General features: G+C 70.3%; 18 protein-coding genes and 5 tRNA genes. 4 read left to right on the forward strand and 19 right to left on the reverse strand.

The window, feature by feature from the left end:
* Positions 1–10: 10 nt before the first annotated feature.
* From IF20_RS11230 to IF20_RS11240, 3 genes are all read right to left on the reverse strand, one after another.
* Positions 11–1,147, reverse strand: a complete 1,137-nt coding sequence (locus IF20_RS11230) for a D-alanine--D-alanine ligase family protein (protein WP_052864964.1) — start codon at positions 1,145–1,147, stop codon at positions 11–13.
* A gap of 84 nt (positions 1,148–1,231) precedes the next feature.
* Positions 1,232–2,233 (reverse strand): NAD(P)H-dependent glycerol-3-phosphate dehydrogenase, encoded by a 1,002-nt coding sequence (locus IF20_RS11235; protein WP_052864965.1) that lies wholly within the window; start codon positions 2,231–2,233, stop codon positions 1,232–1,234.
* The gene (locus tag IF20_RS11240) at positions 2,230–3,021 is read right to left on the reverse strand and encodes a lysophospholipid acyltransferase family protein (protein ID WP_052864966.1); all 792 of its coding nucleotides are present in this window, start codon (positions 3,019–3,021) and stop codon (positions 2,230–2,232) included. Before IF20_RS11240 ends, IF20_RS11235 begins: the two co-directional genes overlap by 4 nt.
* A gap of 140 nt (positions 3,022–3,161) precedes the next feature.
* On the opposite strand from IF20_RS11240, the gene cofC reads away from it, so the two are divergent.
* Positions 3,162–3,842, forward strand: coding sequence for a 2-phospho-L-lactate guanylyltransferase (gene cofC / locus IF20_RS11245; protein ID WP_052864967.1), 681 nt, complete (start codon positions 3,162–3,164; stop codon positions 3,840–3,842).
* 35 nt (positions 3,843–3,877) lie between these two features.
* On the opposite strand, the gene IF20_RS11250 is transcribed toward cofC, so the two are convergent.
* The 5 genes from IF20_RS11250 to leuC form a co-directional block, all read right to left on the reverse strand.
* Positions 3,878–4,081, reverse strand: a complete 204-nt coding sequence (locus IF20_RS11250) for a hypothetical protein (protein ID WP_052864968.1) — start codon at positions 4,079–4,081, stop codon at positions 3,878–3,880.
* Positions 4,082–4,172: 91 nt separating this feature from the next.
* The gene (locus IF20_RS11255; protein ID WP_052864969.1) at positions 4,173–4,859 is read right to left on the reverse strand and encodes an HU family DNA-binding protein; all 687 of its coding nucleotides are present in this window, start codon (positions 4,857–4,859) and stop codon (positions 4,173–4,175) included.
* Between the two features lie 125 nt (positions 4,860–4,984).
* Positions 4,985–5,230, reverse strand: coding sequence for an SCO5555 family protein (locus IF20_RS11260; protein WP_030267010.1), 246 nt, complete (start codon positions 5,228–5,230; stop codon positions 4,985–4,987).
* A 136-nt stretch (positions 5,231–5,366) separates the two neighbouring features.
* Positions 5,367–5,960 (reverse strand): 3-isopropylmalate dehydratase small subunit, encoded by a 594-nt coding sequence (gene leuD / locus IF20_RS11265; RefSeq protein ID WP_052864970.1) that lies wholly within the window; start codon positions 5,958–5,960, stop codon positions 5,367–5,369.
* A 5-nt stretch (positions 5,961–5,965) separates the two neighbouring features.
* Positions 5,966–7,396 carry a 3-isopropylmalate dehydratase large subunit gene (gene leuC, locus IF20_RS11270; RefSeq protein WP_052864971.1) on the reverse strand — a complete coding sequence of 477 codons (1,431 nt, stop codon included), beginning with the start codon at positions 7,394–7,396 and terminating at the stop codon, positions 5,966–5,968.
* Between the two features lie 172 nt (positions 7,397–7,568).
* Here leuC and ndgR point away from each other — a divergent pair, with 172 nt between their 5' ends.
* Positions 7,569–8,285 carry an IclR family transcriptional regulator NdgR gene (gene ndgR / locus IF20_RS11275; protein ID WP_030624314.1) on the forward strand — a complete coding sequence of 239 codons (717 nt, stop codon included), beginning with the start codon at positions 7,569–7,571 and terminating at the stop codon, positions 8,283–8,285.
* Between the two features lie 156 nt (positions 8,286–8,441).
* Here ndgR and IF20_RS11280 read toward each other — a convergent pair.
* The 11 genes from IF20_RS11280 to IF20_RS39085 all read right to left on the reverse strand — a co-directional run bounded on the left by IF20_RS11280 (position 8,442) and on the right by IF20_RS39085 (position 13,340).
* Positions 8,442–8,514: transfer RNA gene (locus IF20_RS11280), tRNA-Glu, on the reverse strand.
* A gap of 45 nt (positions 8,515–8,559) precedes the next feature.
* A tRNA-Gln gene (locus IF20_RS11285) sits at positions 8,560–8,631 on the reverse strand.
* A gap of 34 nt (positions 8,632–8,665) precedes the next feature.
* A tRNA-Glu gene (locus IF20_RS11290) sits at positions 8,666–8,738 on the reverse strand.
* A gap of 64 nt (positions 8,739–8,802) precedes the next feature.
* A tRNA-Glu gene (locus tag IF20_RS11295) sits at positions 8,803–8,875 on the reverse strand.
* Between the two features lie 58 nt (positions 8,876–8,933).
* Positions 8,934–9,005 (reverse strand) — tRNA-Gln (locus IF20_RS11300).
* An 87-nt stretch (positions 9,006–9,092) separates the two neighbouring features.
* Positions 9,093–9,815, reverse strand: coding sequence for an HAD family hydrolase (locus IF20_RS11305; RefSeq protein WP_052864972.1), 723 nt, complete (start codon positions 9,813–9,815; stop codon positions 9,093–9,095).
* A gap of 25 nt (positions 9,816–9,840) precedes the next feature.
* The gene (locus tag IF20_RS11310; protein ID WP_052865185.1) at positions 9,841–10,422 is read right to left on the reverse strand and encodes a Uma2 family endonuclease; all 582 of its coding nucleotides are present in this window, start codon (positions 10,420–10,422) and stop codon (positions 9,841–9,843) included.
* A 152-nt stretch (positions 10,423–10,574) separates the two neighbouring features.
* The gene (gene gltX / locus IF20_RS11315) at positions 10,575–12,056 is read right to left on the reverse strand and encodes a glutamate--tRNA ligase (RefSeq protein WP_110944068.1); all 1,482 of its coding nucleotides are present in this window, start codon (positions 12,054–12,056) and stop codon (positions 10,575–10,577) included.
* A complete protein-coding gene (locus tag IF20_RS11320) occupies positions 12,049–12,810 on the reverse strand; it encodes a fumarylacetoacetate hydrolase family protein (protein WP_052864974.1) in 762 nt (253 codons plus the stop codon). The genes gltX and IF20_RS11320 overlap by 8 nt, the downstream gene beginning before the upstream one ends.
* A gap of 120 nt (positions 12,811–12,930) precedes the next feature.
* Positions 12,931–13,116 (reverse strand): hypothetical protein, encoded by a 186-nt coding sequence (locus tag IF20_RS11325; protein WP_052864975.1) that lies wholly within the window; start codon positions 13,114–13,116, stop codon positions 12,931–12,933.
* A 41-nt stretch (positions 13,117–13,157) separates the two neighbouring features.
* The gene (locus tag IF20_RS39085) at positions 13,158–13,340 is read right to left on the reverse strand and encodes a hypothetical protein (RefSeq protein ID WP_199896556.1); all 183 of its coding nucleotides are present in this window, start codon (positions 13,338–13,340) and stop codon (positions 13,158–13,160) included.
* Between the two features lie 370 nt (positions 13,341–13,710).
* Here IF20_RS39085 and IF20_RS11330 point away from each other — a divergent pair, with 370 nt between their 5' ends.
* On the forward strand, positions 13,711–17,634 hold the full coding sequence (locus IF20_RS11330; protein ID WP_052864976.1) for a sensor histidine kinase: 3,924 nt from the start codon (positions 13,711–13,713) through the stop codon (positions 17,632–17,634).
* On the forward strand, positions 17,635–18,057 hold the full coding sequence (locus IF20_RS11335) for a roadblock/LC7 domain-containing protein (protein WP_078888980.1): 423 nt from the start codon (positions 17,635–17,637) through the stop codon (positions 18,055–18,057).
* Positions 18,058–18,120: the final 63 nt, after the last annotated feature.

Raw genomic sequence — 18,120 nt, forward strand, 5'->3', positions numbered from 1 at the left:
CGCCCGAGGCTCAGCGCAGGCCCGTGGAGCGCCGCAGCGCCGCCTGGATGAGCCGGTCGACCAGCTCGGCGTAGCTCACGCCGGACTCCTGCCACATCCGCGGGTACATCGAGATGGGCGTGAAGCCGGGCAGGGTGTTGATCTCGTTGATGACGAACTCGCCGTTGTCCTGCAGGAAGAAGTCGGCCCGCACCAGGCCCTCGCAGGACGCCGCATCGAAGGCCTGCACGGCCAGTTCCTGGACGCGCGCGGTCTGCTCCTCGGTGAGCGGCGCGGGCACCAGTCCGGTGGCCGAGTCGATGTACTTGGCCTCGAAGTCGTAGAAGTCGTGGGCGGTGACCGGCGGGATCTCGGCGGGCACGCTGGCCCGCGGACCGTCCTCGAACTCCAGTACGCCGCACTCGATCTCGCGGCCGCTCAGCAGCGCCTCGACGATGATCTTCGGGTCGTGGCGGCGGGCCTCCTCGACGGCCTCGTCCAGCCCGGCGAGGTCGTCCACCTTGGAGATGCCCATGGAGGAGCCGGCCCGGGCGGGCTTCACGAACAGCGGCCAGCCGTGCTCGGCGGCGAAGTCCACGATCTTCTTGCGGGCCGCGGAGGGGTCCTGCTCCCACTCGCGGGGGCGGATGACCTCGTACGGGCCGACCGGCAGCCCGAAGGAGGCGAACACCCGCTTCATGTAGTCCTTGTCCTGGCCGACGGCCGAGGCGAGCACGCCGGAGCCCACGTACGGCACTCCGGAGAGCTCCAGGAGGCCCTGGAGGGTGCCGTCCTCGCCGTACGGGCCGTGCAGGACGGGGAAGACCACGTCGACGTCGCCGAGGGCCTTCGGGACCTGGCCGGGCTCGCTGTAGACGACCTCGCGGCTGGTGGGGTCGACCGGCAGGACGACGGCGCCGTCGGCGGACTCGGCCAGTTCCGCGACGCTCGGCAGCTTCCGGTCCGTGATGGCCATCCGCTCCGGGGCGTCGGCGGTCAGCGCCCAGCGGCCGTCCGTCGTGATGCCGATCGGCAGCACGTCGTACTTCTCGCGGTCGATGGCGCTCAGGACGGCGCCCGCGGTGACCACGGAGATGGCGTGCTCGGAGCTGCGTCCGCCGAACACGACGGCGACGCGGGGCTTCTGGGAGGAGGTCTCGCTGCTCATATCGGACCGAGACTACCTGTTGGTACGGCCGATGCGAATGTCCCGGGCGGTGTGGGGCGCGGCAATGGGCCACGCCCCCGTTCCTCAGTGCCGCTCCGACTTCGCCGACCGCGACATCAGTTCCTTCAGCGCCACCAGCGGCGGCTTGGCGTCGTGGACGATGCTCACCACCGTTTCGGTGAGCGGCATTTCCACACCGTGCCGGCGCGCCAGGTCCAGCACCGATTCGCAGGACTTCACGCCCTCGGCGGTCTGCTTGGTGACGGCGATGGTCTCCTGGAGGCTCATGCCGCGGCCGAGGTTGGTGCCGAAGGTGTGGTTGCGGGAGAGCGGCGAGGAGCAGGTGGCGACCAGGTCGCCCATGCCCGCCAGCCCCGCGAACGTGGCCGGGTCCGCGCCCAGCGCGAGCCCGAGCCGGCTGGTCTCGGCGAGACCGCGCGTGATCAGTGACGCCTTGGCGTTGTCCCCCAGGCCCATGCCGTCCGCGATGCCTACCGCGAGCCCGATGACGTTCTTCACCGCGCCGCCCAGCTCCGCGCCGACCACGTCGGTGATGGTGTACGGACGGAAGTACGGGGTGTGGCAGGCGGCCTGCAGCCGGGTGGCGACGGCCTCGTCGGCGCAGGCGACGACCGCGGCGGCGGGCTGCCGGGCGGCGATCTCCTTGGCGAGGTTGGGGCCGGTGAGGACGGCCACCCGCTCGGCGGGCACCTTGGCGACCTCTTCGATGACCTCGCTCATCCGCTTGGCCGTACCGAGCTCGATGCCCTTCATCAGGGAGACGAGGACGGTGTCGGCGGGCAGCAGCGGCGCCCACTCGGCGAGGTTGCCGCGCAGCGTCTGGGAGGGCACGGCCAGGACGGTGAACTCCGCGCCCGCGGCGGCCTCCGCGGGGTCGGTGGTGGCCCGTACGGTCTGCGGCAGCTCCACGCCCGGGAGGTAGTCGGGGTTGGTGCGGGTCGTGTTGATCGCCTCGGCGAGCTCGGCGCGGCGGCCCCACAGGGTCACCTCGCAGCCCGCGTCGGCCAGCACCATCGCGAATGCGGTACCCCACGACCCCGTGCCGTAGACGGCGCAGCGCGTCACTTGCCTTCATCCTCCTGAGTGCGGCCGGACGCGTCGTCCTGCCGTCGCATCTGCTGGGTCTTCCGGCGCTGTTCGGCGCGGGCCTTGCGGTGGTCGTACGGTTCGGCGGGCGCGGGTTCGTCGCGGACCTCGGCGAGGATGTCGGTCACCGCGGCCATGATGCGGTCGGTGACGGCGCGCAGCACCTCGGCGGTGGGCTCCTGGCCGTAGAACTCGGCCAGGTCGACCGGCGGGCCCGCCTTCACGCGCAGGGTCTTGCGCGGGAAGAGCCGGAGCTTCTTCTCCTTGGCGTACGGCGGCATCGCCTCGTTGGCGCCCCACTGGGCGACGGGGATGACGGGGGCCTTGGTGAGCAGGGCGACGCGGGCCGCTCCGGTCTTGCCCTGCATGGGCCACATGTCGGGGTCGCGGGTGAGGGTGCCTTCGGGGTAGAAGGCGACGCATTCGCCGCGGTTGATGGCGTCCACGGCGGCCCGGAATGCGGTGGCCGCGTCGGTGGACTCGCGGTAGACCGGGATCTGTCCCGTGCCGCGCATGACCGCGCCGACGAAGCCGCCCTTGAAGAGGCCGGCCTTGGCGAGGAATCGCGGGACCCGTCCGCTGTTGTACTGATAGTGCGCGTAGGAGAGCGGGTCGAGATACGAGTTGTGGTTGACCGCGGTGATGAATCCGCCGTGGGCCGGAATGTTCTCCATTCCCTGCCAGTCCCGCTTGAACAGAACCACGAGCGGCGGTTTTGCGATGACCGCTGCGAGGCGGTACCAGAAGCCGATTCTGTGGCGGGACACTCGGACACCCTCCTAATGGGACCTGCTGAACTGCGGCGACCCGGCAGCCGCACAAGTGTCGCCCCCGGTACCCGGTCTGTCGAGGACACCGTATCTCTGCGCCCTGCTGTGGGCGGCGGCAGCGGGGGACAATGCTGCCGATGCGAGTAGAAGGAGCGGACGCGGTGTGGAGCCTGGTGGTGCCTCTGAAACCGCTGGTGCGGGCCAAGAGCAGGCTGTCCGCTGCGGCGGATGCGCGTTTCCGGCCCCGGTTGGCACTGGCGTTCGCGCTGGACACGGTGGCCGCGGCGTTGGAGTGCCCGCTGGTGCGTGATGTGGCGGTTGTCACGGACGACCCGCTGGCCGGTGAGGGGCTCGCGGACCTGGGGGCGCGCATTGTGGCCGACACACCGGCGGCGGGCCTGAATCCGGCGATCGCTTACGGCGCGCAGATCGTACGGGCGCGGCGTCCCGGTGCGCCGGTGGCGGCGTTGAACGCGGATCTTCCGGCGCTGCGCCCGGCGGAACTGGAACGGGTGCTCTCGGCGGCCGCGCAATTTCCCCGTGCATTTCTCGCGGATGCGGCGGAAATCGGTACGACGCTGCTGACGGCGGCGTCGGGGGTGGAATTGGCGCCGGCATTCGGCGGTGCCTCGCGGGCCCGGCACAGGGCTTCCGGGGCGTGGGAGATCACGCTGTCCGGTGTGCGGTCCGTTCGGCAGGACGTGGACACTCCGGAGGATCTGCGGGCGGCGCTGGAGTTGGGTGTGGGGGCGCGGACGGCGCGGCACACGGCGGCCATTTCGGCGGGTATCGCGGCGCTGGACGCCCGGGGGGCCTGAGGGGGCTCCGGGGGCTGTGGGGACCGGGGTGGCCGTCAGAACGTCTGGAGGGTGATGAGGGTGATCCGGCGGGCTTCGCCCTCGCCCGTCACGTCGATGCGGACGCGCTGGCCGGGCCGGAGCAGTCGGAGGCCGCCGGCATCGAAGGCGGCGGTGTCGAAGGGCAGTGGGGTGCCGTCGTCGAGCAGCACGCTGCCGGTGCGGTGGTCGGCGTCGTAGGTGTATGCGGTGGCCTGCATGGTCAGAGCCTAATCGGAGGGGGCGGGGGCAACGCACCGCGGGCCGGGCTCCTCAGGGGAGCCCGGCCCGTCGCGAGGGTCCGCAGGAAGGTCAGCGCTTGCGCGCGGTGGTCTTCTTGGCGGTGGTCTTGCGGGCGGTGGTCTTCTTGGCCGGGGCCTTCTTCGCCGTGGTCTTCTTGGCGGGGGCGGTCTTCTTGGCCGTGGTGGTCTTCTTGGCCGGCGTCGCCTTCTTGGCGGTGGTGGCCTTCTTCGCCGTGGTGGCCTTCTTGGCCGGCGTCGCCTTCTTCGCGGTGGTGGCCTTCTTCGCCGTGGTGGCCTTCTTGGCCGGCGTCGCCTTCTTCGCGGCGGTGGTCTTCTTCGCGGCCGTGGTGGTCTTCTTCGCCGCCGACTTCTTGGCGGTGGCCTTCTTGGCCGCGGCCTTGGCGGTCGTGCGGGTGGAAGAGCCGCCGGAAAGGCTGCCCTTCGGGGCCTTCTTGACGGCCACGTCGTTCTTGGGGAGCTTCTTGGAGCCGCTGACCAGGTCCTTGAAGCCCTGTCCGGCGCGGAAACGCGGTACGGAGGTCTTCTTCACCCGCACCCGCTCACCCGTCTGCGGGTTACGGGCGTAACGGGCCGGGCGGTCGACCTTCTCGAACGAGCCGAATCCGGTGACCGAAACGCGGTCGCCGCCGACCACGGCGCGGACGATGGCGTCCAGGACCGCGTCGACCGCGTCCGCGGCGTTCTGACGTCCGCCGAGCTTGTCGGCAATGGCTTCTACGAGCTGCGCCTTGTTCACGTCTTCCCCTTCGGAGACATTGCTGGAACGAATGTGTTCAAGCTTTTTCGCACGTTAGGCAGATATATACCGCAAATCAAACACGAAACGGGCTAATCACCCTTGTGCCGCAACGAACTCGACCGTCACGGAGTTCCGTCGGCATCCACGTCTTCGGGATAACGGCCTTCGTCGAGGTCGTTCATGAACCGCTCCAGACGCCGTGCCGCGCCGGCGAGATCGTGTTTTGCCGCAGCCGTGATGACGAGCAGCTTCCGGGTCAGCGCCATCCGTACGCCCTCCGGGACTTGCAGTGTCCGCACTCGTGTGTGTGCGGCCTTGAGGCGGTCGGCGACGAGACCGTAGAGCTCCAGTTGGCCGTCGCGTTCCATGCGCTAATTGTGCCATCTGCGGTGAGTTGTCGCTTCACGGGGCCTCAACACGCCACTCAACAAGACGATGCGCCCCTTGCCAAGTGGCAAGGAGCGCATCGTATGCAAGATGTCTTTCAGCCAGAAAATCCCGAGGTCAGGCCACTACGGTCTGCGGCTTGAAGGACGGCCGCTTCGCCTCGTAGGCGGCGATGGAGTCCTCCTCCCGAAGGGTGAGGCTGATGTCGTCCAGCCCCTCCAGCAGCCGCCAACGAGCGTTCTCGTCCAGCTCGAAGCCGGCCTTGACGCCCTCGGCCCGCACCTCGCGGTTGACCAGGTCGACCGTCACCTCGGCGGTGGGATCGGCCTCGACCAGCTGCTGCAGCGCCTCCACGGTCTCCTGCGGCAGGACCACCGTCAGCAGGCCGTTCTTGAGCGAGTTACCGCGGAAGATGTCGGCGAAACGCGAGGAGATGACGGCCTTGAAGCCGTAGTTCTGCAGCGCCCACACGGCGTGCTCGCGGGAGGAGCCGGTACCGAAGTCCGGCCCCGCGACCAGCACGGTGGCGCCCTGGTACGCGTCCTGGTTGAGGACGAAGTCGGGCTGCTTGCGCCAGGCCTCGAAGAGACCGTCTTCGAAGCCGTCCCGGGTGACCTTCTTCAGCCAGTGGGCGGGGATGATCTGGTCGGTGTCGACGTTGCTGCGGCGCAGCGGGACGGCCCGGCCGGTGTGGGTGGTGAAAGCTTCCATCGTTCTCAGACTCCAGCGGGCGCGGGGACGGCGGCGTCGGACAGGTCGGCCGGGGACGCCAGGTGGCCGAGAACCGCCGTTGCGGCGGCGACCTGAGGCGAGACCAGGTGGGTGCGGCCACCCTTGCCCTGCCGGCCCTCGAAGTTGCGGTTGGAGGTGGAGGCGGAACGCTCGCCCGGGGCCAGCTGGTCCGGGTTCATGCCCAGGCACATGGAGCAGCCCGCGTGCCGCCACTCGGCGCCGGCGGCGGTGAAGACCTTGTCCAGGCCCTCCTCGACGGCCTGCAGCGCCACCCGGACGGACCCGGGGACGATCAGCATGCGCACGCCGTCGGCGACCTTGCGGCCTTGCAGGAGGGCGGCGGCGGAGCGCAGGTCCTCGATGCGGCCGTTGGTGCACGAACCTACGAAGACGGTGTCCACCTTGATGTCCCGCAGCGGCTGACCGGCCGTCAACCCCATGTATTCCAGGGCCTTTTCGGCGGCGTACCGCTCCGAAGCGTCCTCGTAGGAGGCCGGGTCGGGGACCCGCTCGGACAGCGGCGCACCCTGGCCGGGGTTGGTGCCCCAGGTGACGAACGGCGCCAGCTCGGAGGCGTTGATGACGACCTCGTGGTCGAAGACCGCGTCCTCGTCGGTGCGCAGCGTCTTCCAGTACTCGACCGCCGCGTCCCAGTCCGCGCCCTTGGGGGCGTGGTCGCGGCCCTGGAGGTAGTCGAAGGTGGTCTGATCGGGGGCGATCATGCCGGCGCGGGCGCCCGCCTCGATGGACATGTTGCAGATGGTCATCCGGGCCTCCATCGAGAGCTTCTCGATGGCGGAGCCGCGGTACTCGATGACGTAGCCCTGGCCGCCGCCGGTGCCGATCTTCGCGATGATGGCGAGGATCAGGTCCTTGGCGGTGACGCTGTCGGGCAGCTCGCCGTCGACCGTGATGGCCATGGTCTTGAACGGCGAGAGCGGCAGCGTCTGGGTGGCCAGCACGTGCTCGACCTGGCTGGTGCCGATGCCGAAGGCCAGCGCGCCGAAGGCGCCGTGGGTGGAGGTGTGCGAGTCACCGCAGACCACGGTGGTGCCGGGCTGGGTCAGTCCCAACTGCGGTCCCACGACGTGGACGACGCCCTGCTCGACGTCGCCCAGCGGGTGCAGCCGGACGCCGAACTCCGCGCAGTTCTTGCGCAGCGTCTCCAGCTGGGTGCGCGAGACCGGGTCGGCGATCGGCTTGTCGATGTCCAGCGTGGGGGTGTTGTGGTCCTCGGTGGCGAGGGTGAGGTCCGTACGGCGCACCGCGCGGCCGGCCTTGCGCAGGCCGTCGAAGGCCTGCGGGCTGGTCACCTCGTGCAGCAGATGCAGATCGATGAAGAGGAGGTCGGGCTCGCCTTCCACGCGCTTGACGACGTGGTCGTCCCAGACCTTCTCCGCGAGTGTCCGTCCCATCGCTGTCCCTCCGGCCGGCCGCTTCGCCGGCCCAACTCGTCTGATTGCGCGCCGCTCGTACCCCTCGTACCGGGCGGTACACGGGCCCCGGTCCAGGGCCTCGATCCAAGAGTGGCGACTTCCGCAGAAAATTGAACTTGCGTTTCACAGTGTGAGACGCGAGTATCGTTGCATGGACAACTCTAGCGGCGTCGGCGTTCTCGACAAGGCGGCTCTGGTATTGAGCGCTCTGGAGTCCGGTCCGGCCACCCTCGCCGGGCTGGTCGGAGCGACCGGGCTCGCGCGCCCCACGGCGCACCGGCTTGCGGTAGCACTGGAACACCACCGGATGGTGGCGAGGGACATGCAGGGCCGGTTCATCCTCGGGCCACGGCTGTCGGAGCTGGCCGCGGCGGCCGGCGAGGACCGCCTGCTGGCCACGGCGGGCCCGGTGCTCACGCACCTGCGCGATGTGACGGGCGAGAGCGCCCAGCTCTATCGCCGGCAGGGCGACATGCGGATCTGCGTGGCCGCCGCCGAGCGGCTCTCGGGCCTGCGGGACACCGTCCCGGTGGGCTCCACGCTCCCGATGAAGGCGGGCTCCTCCGCGCAGATCCTGATGGCCTGGGAGGAGCCGGAGCGGCTGCACCGCGGCCTCCAGGGCGCGCGCTTCACCGCGACCGCGCTCTCGGGCGTACGGCGCCGTGGCTGGGCCCAGTCGATCGGCGAGCGGGAGCCGGGCGTGGCGTCGGTCTCCGCGCCCGTACGCGGCCCCTCGAACCGCGTGGTGGCCTCCGTGTCGGTCTCCGGGCCGATCGAGCGCCTGACGCGCCACCCGGGCCGGATGCACGCCCAGGCGGTCATCGACGCGGCTGCGCGCCTCAGCGAGGCCCTGCGCCGTACGAGCTGACCTCTCACCCCGCGCCTGTCGCCGCCAACGCCGCCGGCGGCGGGCCGGGGCCGTTCTCGCTCTCTTCTCTTGAGGGCATGTCTCCCGCACGGGTACCCGCCGTCCCGTGGGAGACACGAAAAAGGCCCCTCACCGAAGTGAAGGGCCTTCTTTTTGTACCCCCGACCGGATTCGAACCGGCGCTACCGCCTTGAGAGGGCGGCGTGCTAGGCCGCTACACAACGGGGGCTCGCCTGCTTTTCAGCAGAGTTTGCAGTTCGACTGCTCAACTGCGCTGGCCTACCAGGACTCGAACCTAGACTAACTGAACCAGAATCAGTCGTGCTGCCAATTACACCATAGGCCATGGTGGTGTAGACCAATCTGGATCGGTCCACCAGTACCCCCGACCGGATTCGAACCGGCGCTACCGCCTTGAGAGGGCGGCGTGCTAGGCCGCTACACAACGGGGGCCCTAGCGATCCTCATCATCACCGCATCCGGGAGCGACCCGAAGGAAGTGGACTACAAGGATCTGTACCCCCGACCGGATTCGAACCGGCGCTACCGCCTTGAGAGGGCGGCGTGCTAGGCCGCTACACAACGGGGGCTTGCACTGCAATCAAGAGACGTGCTTCGACGTGCGATGACGCAAAAGATGATCTCTTGCTGGCCTACCAGGACTCGAACCTAGACTAACTGAACCAGAATCAGTCGTGCTGCCAATTACACCATAGGCCACCAAAACGCAACCCCCTGCGGGGGTTTTGTTCGGGTTACGCTTCCCGGCCGGGCCTCTCGGCCCTCTCGGGCGGCGCAGAAAGAACATTACCCGAAGGTGTCCGGCGCTCCAAAACGCGTATCGCCGCGCAGCAGCTCGGGGAGCTGGTTCAGGCCGGTGATCCGGACCAGCTCGGGCCGGCCGCCCCGTTCCCGGCGGTCCAGCCAGATGCCGGTGAGGCCCGCGTCCACGGCCCCACGAGCGTCGATGTCGGGCTGGTCCCCCACGTACGCCACCTCGGCGGGCGGCAGCCCCAGGACCGCACAGGCGGCGTGGAAGGCCTCGGGAGCGGGCTTGGCGATCCCCAGGTCCGCCGCGCACACCAGCGCCTCGAAACGGTCGCGTACGCCCAGGACCCGCAGCTTGCGGTCCTGGTTGCGCACGGAGGAGTTCGAGAGCACCGCGTGCCGGTAGTCCGCCGCCAACAGCTCAAGGGCCGGCAGGGTGTCCGGGAAGAGCTCCCAGGCGGCCTCGTAGTGCGCGAGGTAGCGCCCGAACCAGTCGTCGGCCTCGTCGTCGGTCATCGACGGCGTACCGAGGAAGTCCCGCACCCGGTCGCGGCGCTGCGCCTCGAAGGAGATGCCGCCGTTCTCGAACCGCCGCCAGTGGAGCTCGGTGAGCTCCTTCCAACGGGTAAGGGCCTGGTCGACGGAGGGGTATCCGCCGGTCAGGCCCTCGGCGAGGAGATGCGCCTGCATCCCGGCGCGGTCGGCGCTCGCGTAATCGAAGATCGTGTCGTCGACGTCCCAGAGAACCGCGCGTATCGGCATGCGACGACCGTACTCCGCTGGATGATCAGCGCACCCAGCTTTTCAGCGGCTCGGTATCGAGCTCGATGCCCACAGGATCGGGAAGCGGGATCTGCTTGCCGAACGGTACGGTCACGACCCTGCAGTAACGCTCTCCGTCGGGGTCCGAGTAGACGGCGACCTCGCAACGATCCCGGTCGATCAACAGGTAGACCGGAATGCCGACCTCGGCGTAGGCACGGGGCTTGTCCTGGCGGTCCCGACGATCGGTGTCGCAGTCGTACGAGGTGACTTCCACGGTCATGAGGACGGCGCCGGCGTCCGCCCACTCGCCTTGGCCGACGAATGCGTCGCTGGGTGCGAGGGTCCCGTCAGGGCGAGCGTGTCCGGTGCGATACGTCTCAACCCTGAGGCCCTGGTCATGGAGCCACAGTTCAGGGCGTGCCTGAATGCAGATCCGTGTCAGCCACTGGATGACCCTGCCGTGATCCCCGTCCGGCACCTCCTTGACCCCCACTTTTCCGCCGATGAGCTCCACGCGAAGCGAGTCGTCGCGCTTCGCCATCTGGTACGCGAGCTCCTCGAAGACCTCCACCAGCGTCTGCTGCCGGTCGTCGAGCACAGTCATGGGCGTCCTCCTCGTCGCGTCACGCTCAGTGTTCCGCGTCATCTCCGGCACCGCCCCTGCGTAGACGTTCCTGCACTCTCAGTCATACACGAAAGAGGGGCGGCGACCGGTGTGGTCGCCGCCCCTCTTCGGGTTCGGGTAAGGCCGGGCGGTTACGCCGCCAGCTTCTTCAGGGCCGCGTCCACGCGCGCCAGCGTCCGCTCCTTGCCCAGGATCTCCAGGGACTCGAAGAGGGGCAGGCCGACCGTGCGGCCGGTGACGGCCACGCGGACCGGGGCCTGGGCCTTGCCGAGCTTGAGGCCGTGCTCCTCGCCGGCGGCCAGGACGGCCTCCTTGAGGGACTCGGGGCTGGACCAGTCCGCGGTCTCCAGCTTGGCGCGGGCGGTGGTGAGCAGGGCCACCGGGTCGCCCTTGCCCATCGCCTTGGTCCAGGACGCCTCGTCGAAGACCGGCTCCTTCAGGAAGAGGAAGTCGACGTTGTCGGTGATCTCGGAGAGGACCTTCAGGCGGCTCTGGGCGTGCGGGGCGATCGCGTCGAACACCGCCTGGTCGAAGTCGGCCTCGTCCCAGGGGGCGAAGGGGGCCCGCAGCCAGGGGGCGCAGCGCTCGGTGAAGTCCTTCACGTCGAGCATGCGGATGTGGTCGGCGTTGATCGCCTCGCACTTCTTGAGGTCGAAGCGCGCCGGGTTGGCGTTGACGTCCTCGATCTCGAACTTCGCGACCATCTCGTCGATGGTGAAGAGGTCCTGGTCCTCGGAGAAGGACCAGCCGAGGAGGGAGAGGTAGTTCAGCAGGCCCTCGGGGAGGAAGCCGCGCTCGCGGTAGAGGTTCAGCGAGGACTGCGGGTCGCGCTTGGAGAGCTTCTTGTTGCCCTCGCCCATGACGTACGGCAGGTGGCCGAAGGCCGGGATCCGCTGGGCGATGCCCAGCTCGATCAGCGCCTTGTAGAGCGCGATCTGGCGCGGGGTGGAGGAGAGCAGGTCCTCGCCGCGGAGGACGTGGGTGATCTCCATGAGCGCGTCGTCGACCGGGTTGACCAGGGTGTACAGCGGCGCGCCGTTGGCCCGGAGGATGCCGTAGTCGGTGACGTTCTCCGCCTGGACGGTGATCTCGCCGCGGACCAGGTCGGTGAAGGTGGTGGCCTCGTCGGGCATCCGGAAGCGGACGATCGAGGTGCGGCCCTCGGCCTCGTACGCGGCCTTCTGCTCGGGGGTCACCGTGCGGCACTTGCCGTCGTACCCGGAGGGCTTGCCGGCCTTGCGGGCGGCCTCGCGGCGCTCGTCCAGCTCCTCGGCGGTGCAGTAGCAGTGGTAGGCGTAGCCGCCGTCCAGCAGCTTCTGTGCGACGTCCTGGTAGATGTCCATGCGCTGGGACTGGCGGTACGGGGCGTGGGGCCCGCCGACCTCGGGGCCCTCGTCCCAGTCGAAGCCCAGCCAGCGCATGGCGTCCAGGAGCTGGTTGTAGGACTCCTTGGAGTCGCGGGCCGCGTCGGTGTCCTCGATCCGGAAGACCAGGGTGCCCTGGTGGTGCCGCGCGAACGCCCAGTTGAAGAGGGCGGTGCGGACGAGGCCCACGTGGGGGTTGCCGGTCGGGGAGGGACAGAAACGTACGCGGACGGGGGTCGCGTTAGCCACGCTTGATCACCTTGTTGGTGAGAGTGCCGATGCCTTCGATGGTGACGGCGACCTCGTCGCCGACGTTGAGCGGGCCGACCCCGGCGGGGGTGCCCGTGAGGACGACGTCGCCGGGGAGCAGCGTCATCGCCTCGGTGATGTGGACGATCAGGTCCTCGATGGAGCGGACCATCTCGCTGGTGCGGCCGAGCTGGCGTTGTTCGCCGTTGACCGTGCACTGGATGGTCAGGTCGCTCGGGTCCAGCTCGGTCTCGACCCAGGGGCCGAGCGGGCAGGAGCTGTCGAAGCCCTTGGCCCGGGCCCACTGCTTCTCGCGCTTCTGGACGTCACGTGCGGTGATGTCGTTGGCGCAGGTGTAGCCGAGGATGACGTCCTTGACCCGCTCGCGGGGCACCTCGCGGCACATGCGGCCGATGACGACGGCGAGCTCGGCCTCGTGGTGCACCTCCTGCGAGAAGGCGGGGTACACGACGGGGTCGCCGGGGCCGACCACGGAGGTGGAGGGCTTGAAGAAGGCGACCGGCACGTCGTCGACCTCGTTGCCGAGTTCCTTGGCGTGCTCGGCGTAGTTGCGGCCGATGGCCACGACCTTGTTGGGGAGGACGGGCGGCAGCAGCCGCACCTTGTCCAGGGGGACCTTCTGTCCCGAGCGCTCGAACTCGGCGAAGGGGTGTCCCTTGATGACGTCGAGGTCGTTGCCCTCGACGACGCCGAAGCCGACGTTGCCGTCGATGGAGAATCTGGCGATGCGCACGGAAGCCGCTGCCCCTCTTGATCTCTTACCGGGAGTGGACACCCCAGGCTATCGCGGGAGACAGCTCCGGCCCCTGTCCCTTTTGTACGGGGCGTGCTGCCCGGTTTTGTGCGGCGCGTCCTACTCGGGCGCGTTCATCAGGACCGTGCGGCGCGGGTTGGCGGTCTGGGTGGGCAGTTCGACGGCGTGCTCCGGCTGTGCGGCGTCCTCGGCCGGTGCGGTCTGCAGCTCCTCGGCGTCCTTCAGGTGCGCCAGGGTGGTGCGCCGCGGGTTGGCTATGGAGCGGAACATCATCGTCGTCTTCACTGCGGAGTGCCTCGCGTATCTCGCGTCGTGGTGGACATGGCTCAGGTGCCGCTGGGCGATAGCGGCACCTGTGTAAAGCGCAAGGCTATGCGCGGCATTCCCGTCGGCGGTGCGGCGAAGTCGGTGATCAATGTGTGAGTTTGCTCACGAACAGTGTGGCAAATGCCGCAATTTTCATGATCGAAAACCGTCGCCGAAACGGACATTGCCGGATCGAAGGGCATGTTCCACTCCCCTTTACCGAACCCCGGGTGTCGCGCTATGGCGACCGGAACGCCCGTAAAAGTCCGTTATAAGGGGGAGGAGCTTCTACGACTCGTTACTCACTCCATACATTGCGTCACACATGTCACAGCCAGGGCCTCCGCTCTTGTTGCCGCTCCGGCACTGTGCTGGAATTCCCCGGACCGCCGCATGTTTCACACGGCGCGCAGGGGGCGCAGAGCAGCGCCGCGCGGTGGGTGCCGCTCTCTTCGCCAGAGGGAGTAGCCCGCCGGTCACACTCACGACCGCCATGGGGCCCGCGGCCCCCTACGACTCGACACCGTCCCGCCGTTACGCGGAGGGGCGCCTGGTCCAGAGGTTGCGACGCTAGTGCAGGGACGTTTCAAGAGGGATGGCAGCGCTGCGGCTGACCCGGAGCTGCGCGGCGGGACCGACCGCGCCTCCTCGCAGCAGCGCGCCCAGAGCAACGGTCCGGCGAGCGGCACGTTGCCGACCGACCGGACCGACCCGGCGCCGGCCGGCGACTCCGCCGCCGAGCGCCCCAAGGTCAAGGGCCCCACGGGCCCTGGGACCCGCCTGTCGCTGCGCAACTGGCGCATCAGCACACGCCTGGTCTCCCTGATCGCGCTGCCCGTGGTCGCCGCCACGACGCTGGGCGGTCTGCGGATCAGCAGCGAGCTGGACAACATCGACCAGCTGGACCGCATGCAGCTCCTGACGGAGATGACGCGGCAGGCCACCGAGCTGGCCGACGCGCTCCAGGAGGAGCGGGACCGCTCGGCGGGCCCGGTCGCGGGCTCGGGCAACACCAAGGACGACACCGATGTCGTGGCGCCGCGCGAGGAGACCGACCGCGCGGTCAAGTCGTTCAAGGAGCACACCGACGACATCGACTCGGTACGCGGCTCCATGGCCGGCGTCCGCGCCACGATCGTCGACATCCAGCGCCAGCTGGGCACCCTCAACGAGGTCCGCAACAAGGCGTACTCCGACAAGGAGAACGTCGCCCAGACGATCAGCTCGTACAACCAGCTCATCACCTCCCTGCTCGCGCTCTCCCAGGACATGGCGCAGGCGACCAGCAACCCGGAGATGATCCAGAGCACCCGCTCGCTGGCCGCGTTCTCCTCCGCCAAGGAGTACGCGTCGATGCAGCGGGCCTTCGTCAGTGCCGGTCTGGCGCACAAGGGCCACGCGCACCTGTCCGCCAACGACCGGCTGGCCGGCCGTACCGCCGAGGACAACGAGGAGTCCGCGCTGAAGCGGTTCTCCAACATCTACCCCGGCGCCGCCTCCCTGATGGAGGGCCTGGACAGCGGCAACGACGACATCGAGCACGCGAACTCCTTCGCGGACCGCAGCTTCAAGACCGAGTCCGGCATCCGCGGTGAGCAGATGTCGTACCTGGACTGGTACGACCTCGACACCAACAAGATCAGCCTGATGTCGCGCATCGAGACGACGCTGCTCTCCCAGATGGAGCAGAAGTCCCGCGAGCTGCGCAACGACGCCACCACCGGCGCCGTCATCAACGGTGCGGTGATCCTGCTCGTCCTCGGCATCTCGCTGATCGGCGCGTTCGTCGTCTCCCGCTCCATGGTCCGCTCGCTGCGCCGCCTGCAGGACACCGCCCAGACCGTCTCCCAGAAGCGGCTGCCCGAGCTGGTCAAGCAGCTCTCCGAGGCGGACCCGCAGGAGGTCGACACCTCGGTCGAGTCCGTCGGCGTGCACAGCCGGGACGAGATCGGGAAGGTGGCCACCGCGTTCGACGAGGTGCACCGCGAGGCCGTCCGGCTGGCGTCCGAGCAGGCGCTGCTGCGAGGCAACGTCAACGCGATGTTCACCAACCTCTCGCGCCGCAGCCAGGGCCTCATCCAGCGGCAGCTGTCGCTGATCTCGGAGCTGGAGTCCCGCGAGGCCGACCCCGACCAGCTCTCCTCGCTCTTCAAGCTCGACCACCTCGCGACCCGTATGCGCCGGAACGGCGAGAACCTCCTCGTCCTCGCGGGCGAGGAGCCGGGCCGCCGCTGGACCCGCCCGGTCCCGCTGGTCGACGTCCTGCGCGCCGCCGCCTCCGAGGTGGAGCAGTACGAGCGCATCGAACTGAGCGCCGTGCCGACCACCGAGGTCGCGGGCCGCGTCGTCAACGACCTCGTGCACCTCCTCGCCGAGCTGCTGGAGAACGCGACGTCGTTCTCCTCCCCGCAGACCAAGGTCAAGGTCACCGGTCACGCGCTGCCCGACGGCCGTGTCCTGGTCGAGATCCACGACACCGGCATCGGCCTGTCCCCCGAGGACCTCTCGGCGATCAACGAGCGGCTGGCCAGCCCGCCGACCGTGGACGTCTCGGTGTCCCGCCGGATGGGTCTGTTCGTGGTCGGCCGGCTGTCCCTGCGGCACGGCATCCGCGTCCAGCTCCGTCCGTCGGACTCCGGCGGTACGACGGCCCTGGTCATGCTGCCGGTCGACGTCGCGCAGAGCGGCGGCGCCGGCAAGAAGCCCGGCCCGGGCGGCAAGTCCGGCAAGCCCGCGGGCGGCCGCGGCGGTGAGGGCGGTGGCCAGCACACCAGCCGGCTCGCCGGTCTCCAGCCGCGCGGCCAGGTCGGCGCCGGCCCCCGTACCGCGCTGCCCACGCGCCCCGGCGCGGGCGCGCCCGGCGGTGCCCCCGGTGACGCTCCCGGCGCCCCGGCCCCGGCCCGCCCGCAGAACGACGCCTTCGGCAACCGGCCCGCGGCGCCCGCCGGCCAGGACCGGCCCTCGCTGCCGGTGCGCGGCGGCGAGCCGGCCCAGCCGCCGGCCGCGAGCCACCAGCCGACCGTCGCCCCGCCCACCGGCGCGCCCGCGCCGCGCGGCGAGCGGCCGCAGCTGCCCACCCGCGGTCCGGCCGCCGAGCTGACCGGCGGCCCCGCGGGGCCGGACGCGTCCGCGCCGCAGCAGCCCGCGCAGCAGCCCGGTTCCAGCTGGGGCGCGCGGCGCGAGCGCGGCGAGGCGGCCGACGACTGGCCGCTGGCGCCCCGGCGTGCCCAGGAGGACCGCCCGCGCGGCCACGAGGAGCCCGAGGCGACCGGCGGTTACGGCCGTCCGGAGCTCTCCGGGCAGTACGAGCGGCCCCAGCTCTCCGGCCAGTACGAGCGGCCGGAGACCACCGGGCAGTACGAGCGTCCGGAGACGACGGGCCGGTTCCCGCAGCCCGAGAACACCGGTCGGTACGAGCGGCCCGAGACCACCGGGCAGTTCGCGCAGCCGGCGCCCGGCGGTCCCGGGGACACGGCGCAGTTCGAGCGTCCCGACTTCGACGGCCCGCGCCCCGGCGCGGACGCCCCGGCCCGCGACGCCGCCCCGGCACAGGACGGCCCTGCCCAGGGCGGTCCGACGCAGGGCGGTCCGACGCAGGGTGGTCGGCCGATGTGGAGCGGCGAGTTCACGCTGCCGTCGGCCCCGTCGTCCGGGCCCGCCGAGGAGGCCCCCACGCCTCCCCCGGCGCCCGCCGAGCCCACCGGTCCCCTGTGGAGCGGCGAGTTCGCTCCGCAGTCCGCGCAGGACGGCCGTCCCGCCCAGGACGCCCCGGCGTCCGCCCGTGGCGAGGAGGCCCCGGCGCACGGCGGCCAGGCGTACGACGCGGACTCCTTCGGCCGGGACGACGCGTTCGGCCAGGAGGAGCCCTTCGGCCGGGAAGGTGCCTTCGGCCGGGAAGGTGCCTTCGGTCAAGAGGGTGCCTTCGGGCGTGACGACGCCTTCGGGCGCGGCCCCCGTACCGGTGAGGTGCCGCCGCAGCAGCAGCCGCACACCGCGCCGGACGACGCCGACCTGCTCGGCGGCCCCGCGCCGCGCGGCGCGGGCGGCGACGGCCGTACCCCGATCTTCGACACGATCGAGTCGAACTGGTTCACCCAGCCGGGCGGCAGCGCGGCACAGGAGCCGCCGAGCCGTCCGCAGAGCGTCCCCGAGGCGCCGCGGCTGCCCCGGCGCGAGCCGGCCGGCAGCGGCGCGCAGGCACAGGCCCAGTGGCGTACCTCGCCGAACGACGACGTGTGGCGCCGGGCCGAGCAGGTCCGGCAGCCGGCGGCCGGCGGGATCACCACCTCCGGACTGCCGCGTCGCGTCCCCCGTGCCAACCTGGTCGCAGGCACTGCGCAGCAGGAGCCGCGGCCGGGCGGCCCCCAGGTCTCCCGCTCACCCGACGACGTGCGCGGCCGCCTGACCAATCTCCGCCGGGGCATCCAGCAGGGCCGGCAGGCCGGTCACACCGGCACGCACCCCATCGTGGACCCCACTCACCAGCAGGAGCGTTAGTTGAGTCCGATGAGCCAGGCGGCGCAGAACCTGAACTGGTTGATCACCAACTTCGTGGAGAACACCCCCGGGGTGTCCCACACGGTGGTCGTCTCGGTCGACGGTCTGCTGCTCGCGATGTCCGAGGGCTTCCCGCGGGACCGGGCCGACCAGCTCGCCGCGGTGGCCTCCGGGCTCACCTCCCTGACATCCGGCGCTTCCCGCATCTTCGAGGGCGGGAACGTCAACCAGACCGTGGTGGAGATGGAGCGCGGCTTCCTCTTCCTCATGTCCATCTCCGACGGATCGTCGCTGGCCGTCCTGGCGCACCCCGAGTGCGACATCGGCCTCGTCGGTTACGAGATGGCCCTGCTCGTCGACCGCGCGGGGGGCGTCCTCACACCGGACCTGCGCGCCGAGCTGCAGGGCAGCCTGCTCAACTGATCCACCACCGATTCCACGTGCCGCAGCTCCCCCCACCGGCCCGACCCGACGACAGCCAGTTGT

Source organism: Streptomyces niger (genome assembly GCF_000718305.1).
Lineage (GTDB): Bacteria > Actinomycetota > Actinomycetes > Streptomycetales > Streptomycetaceae > Streptomyces > Streptomyces niger.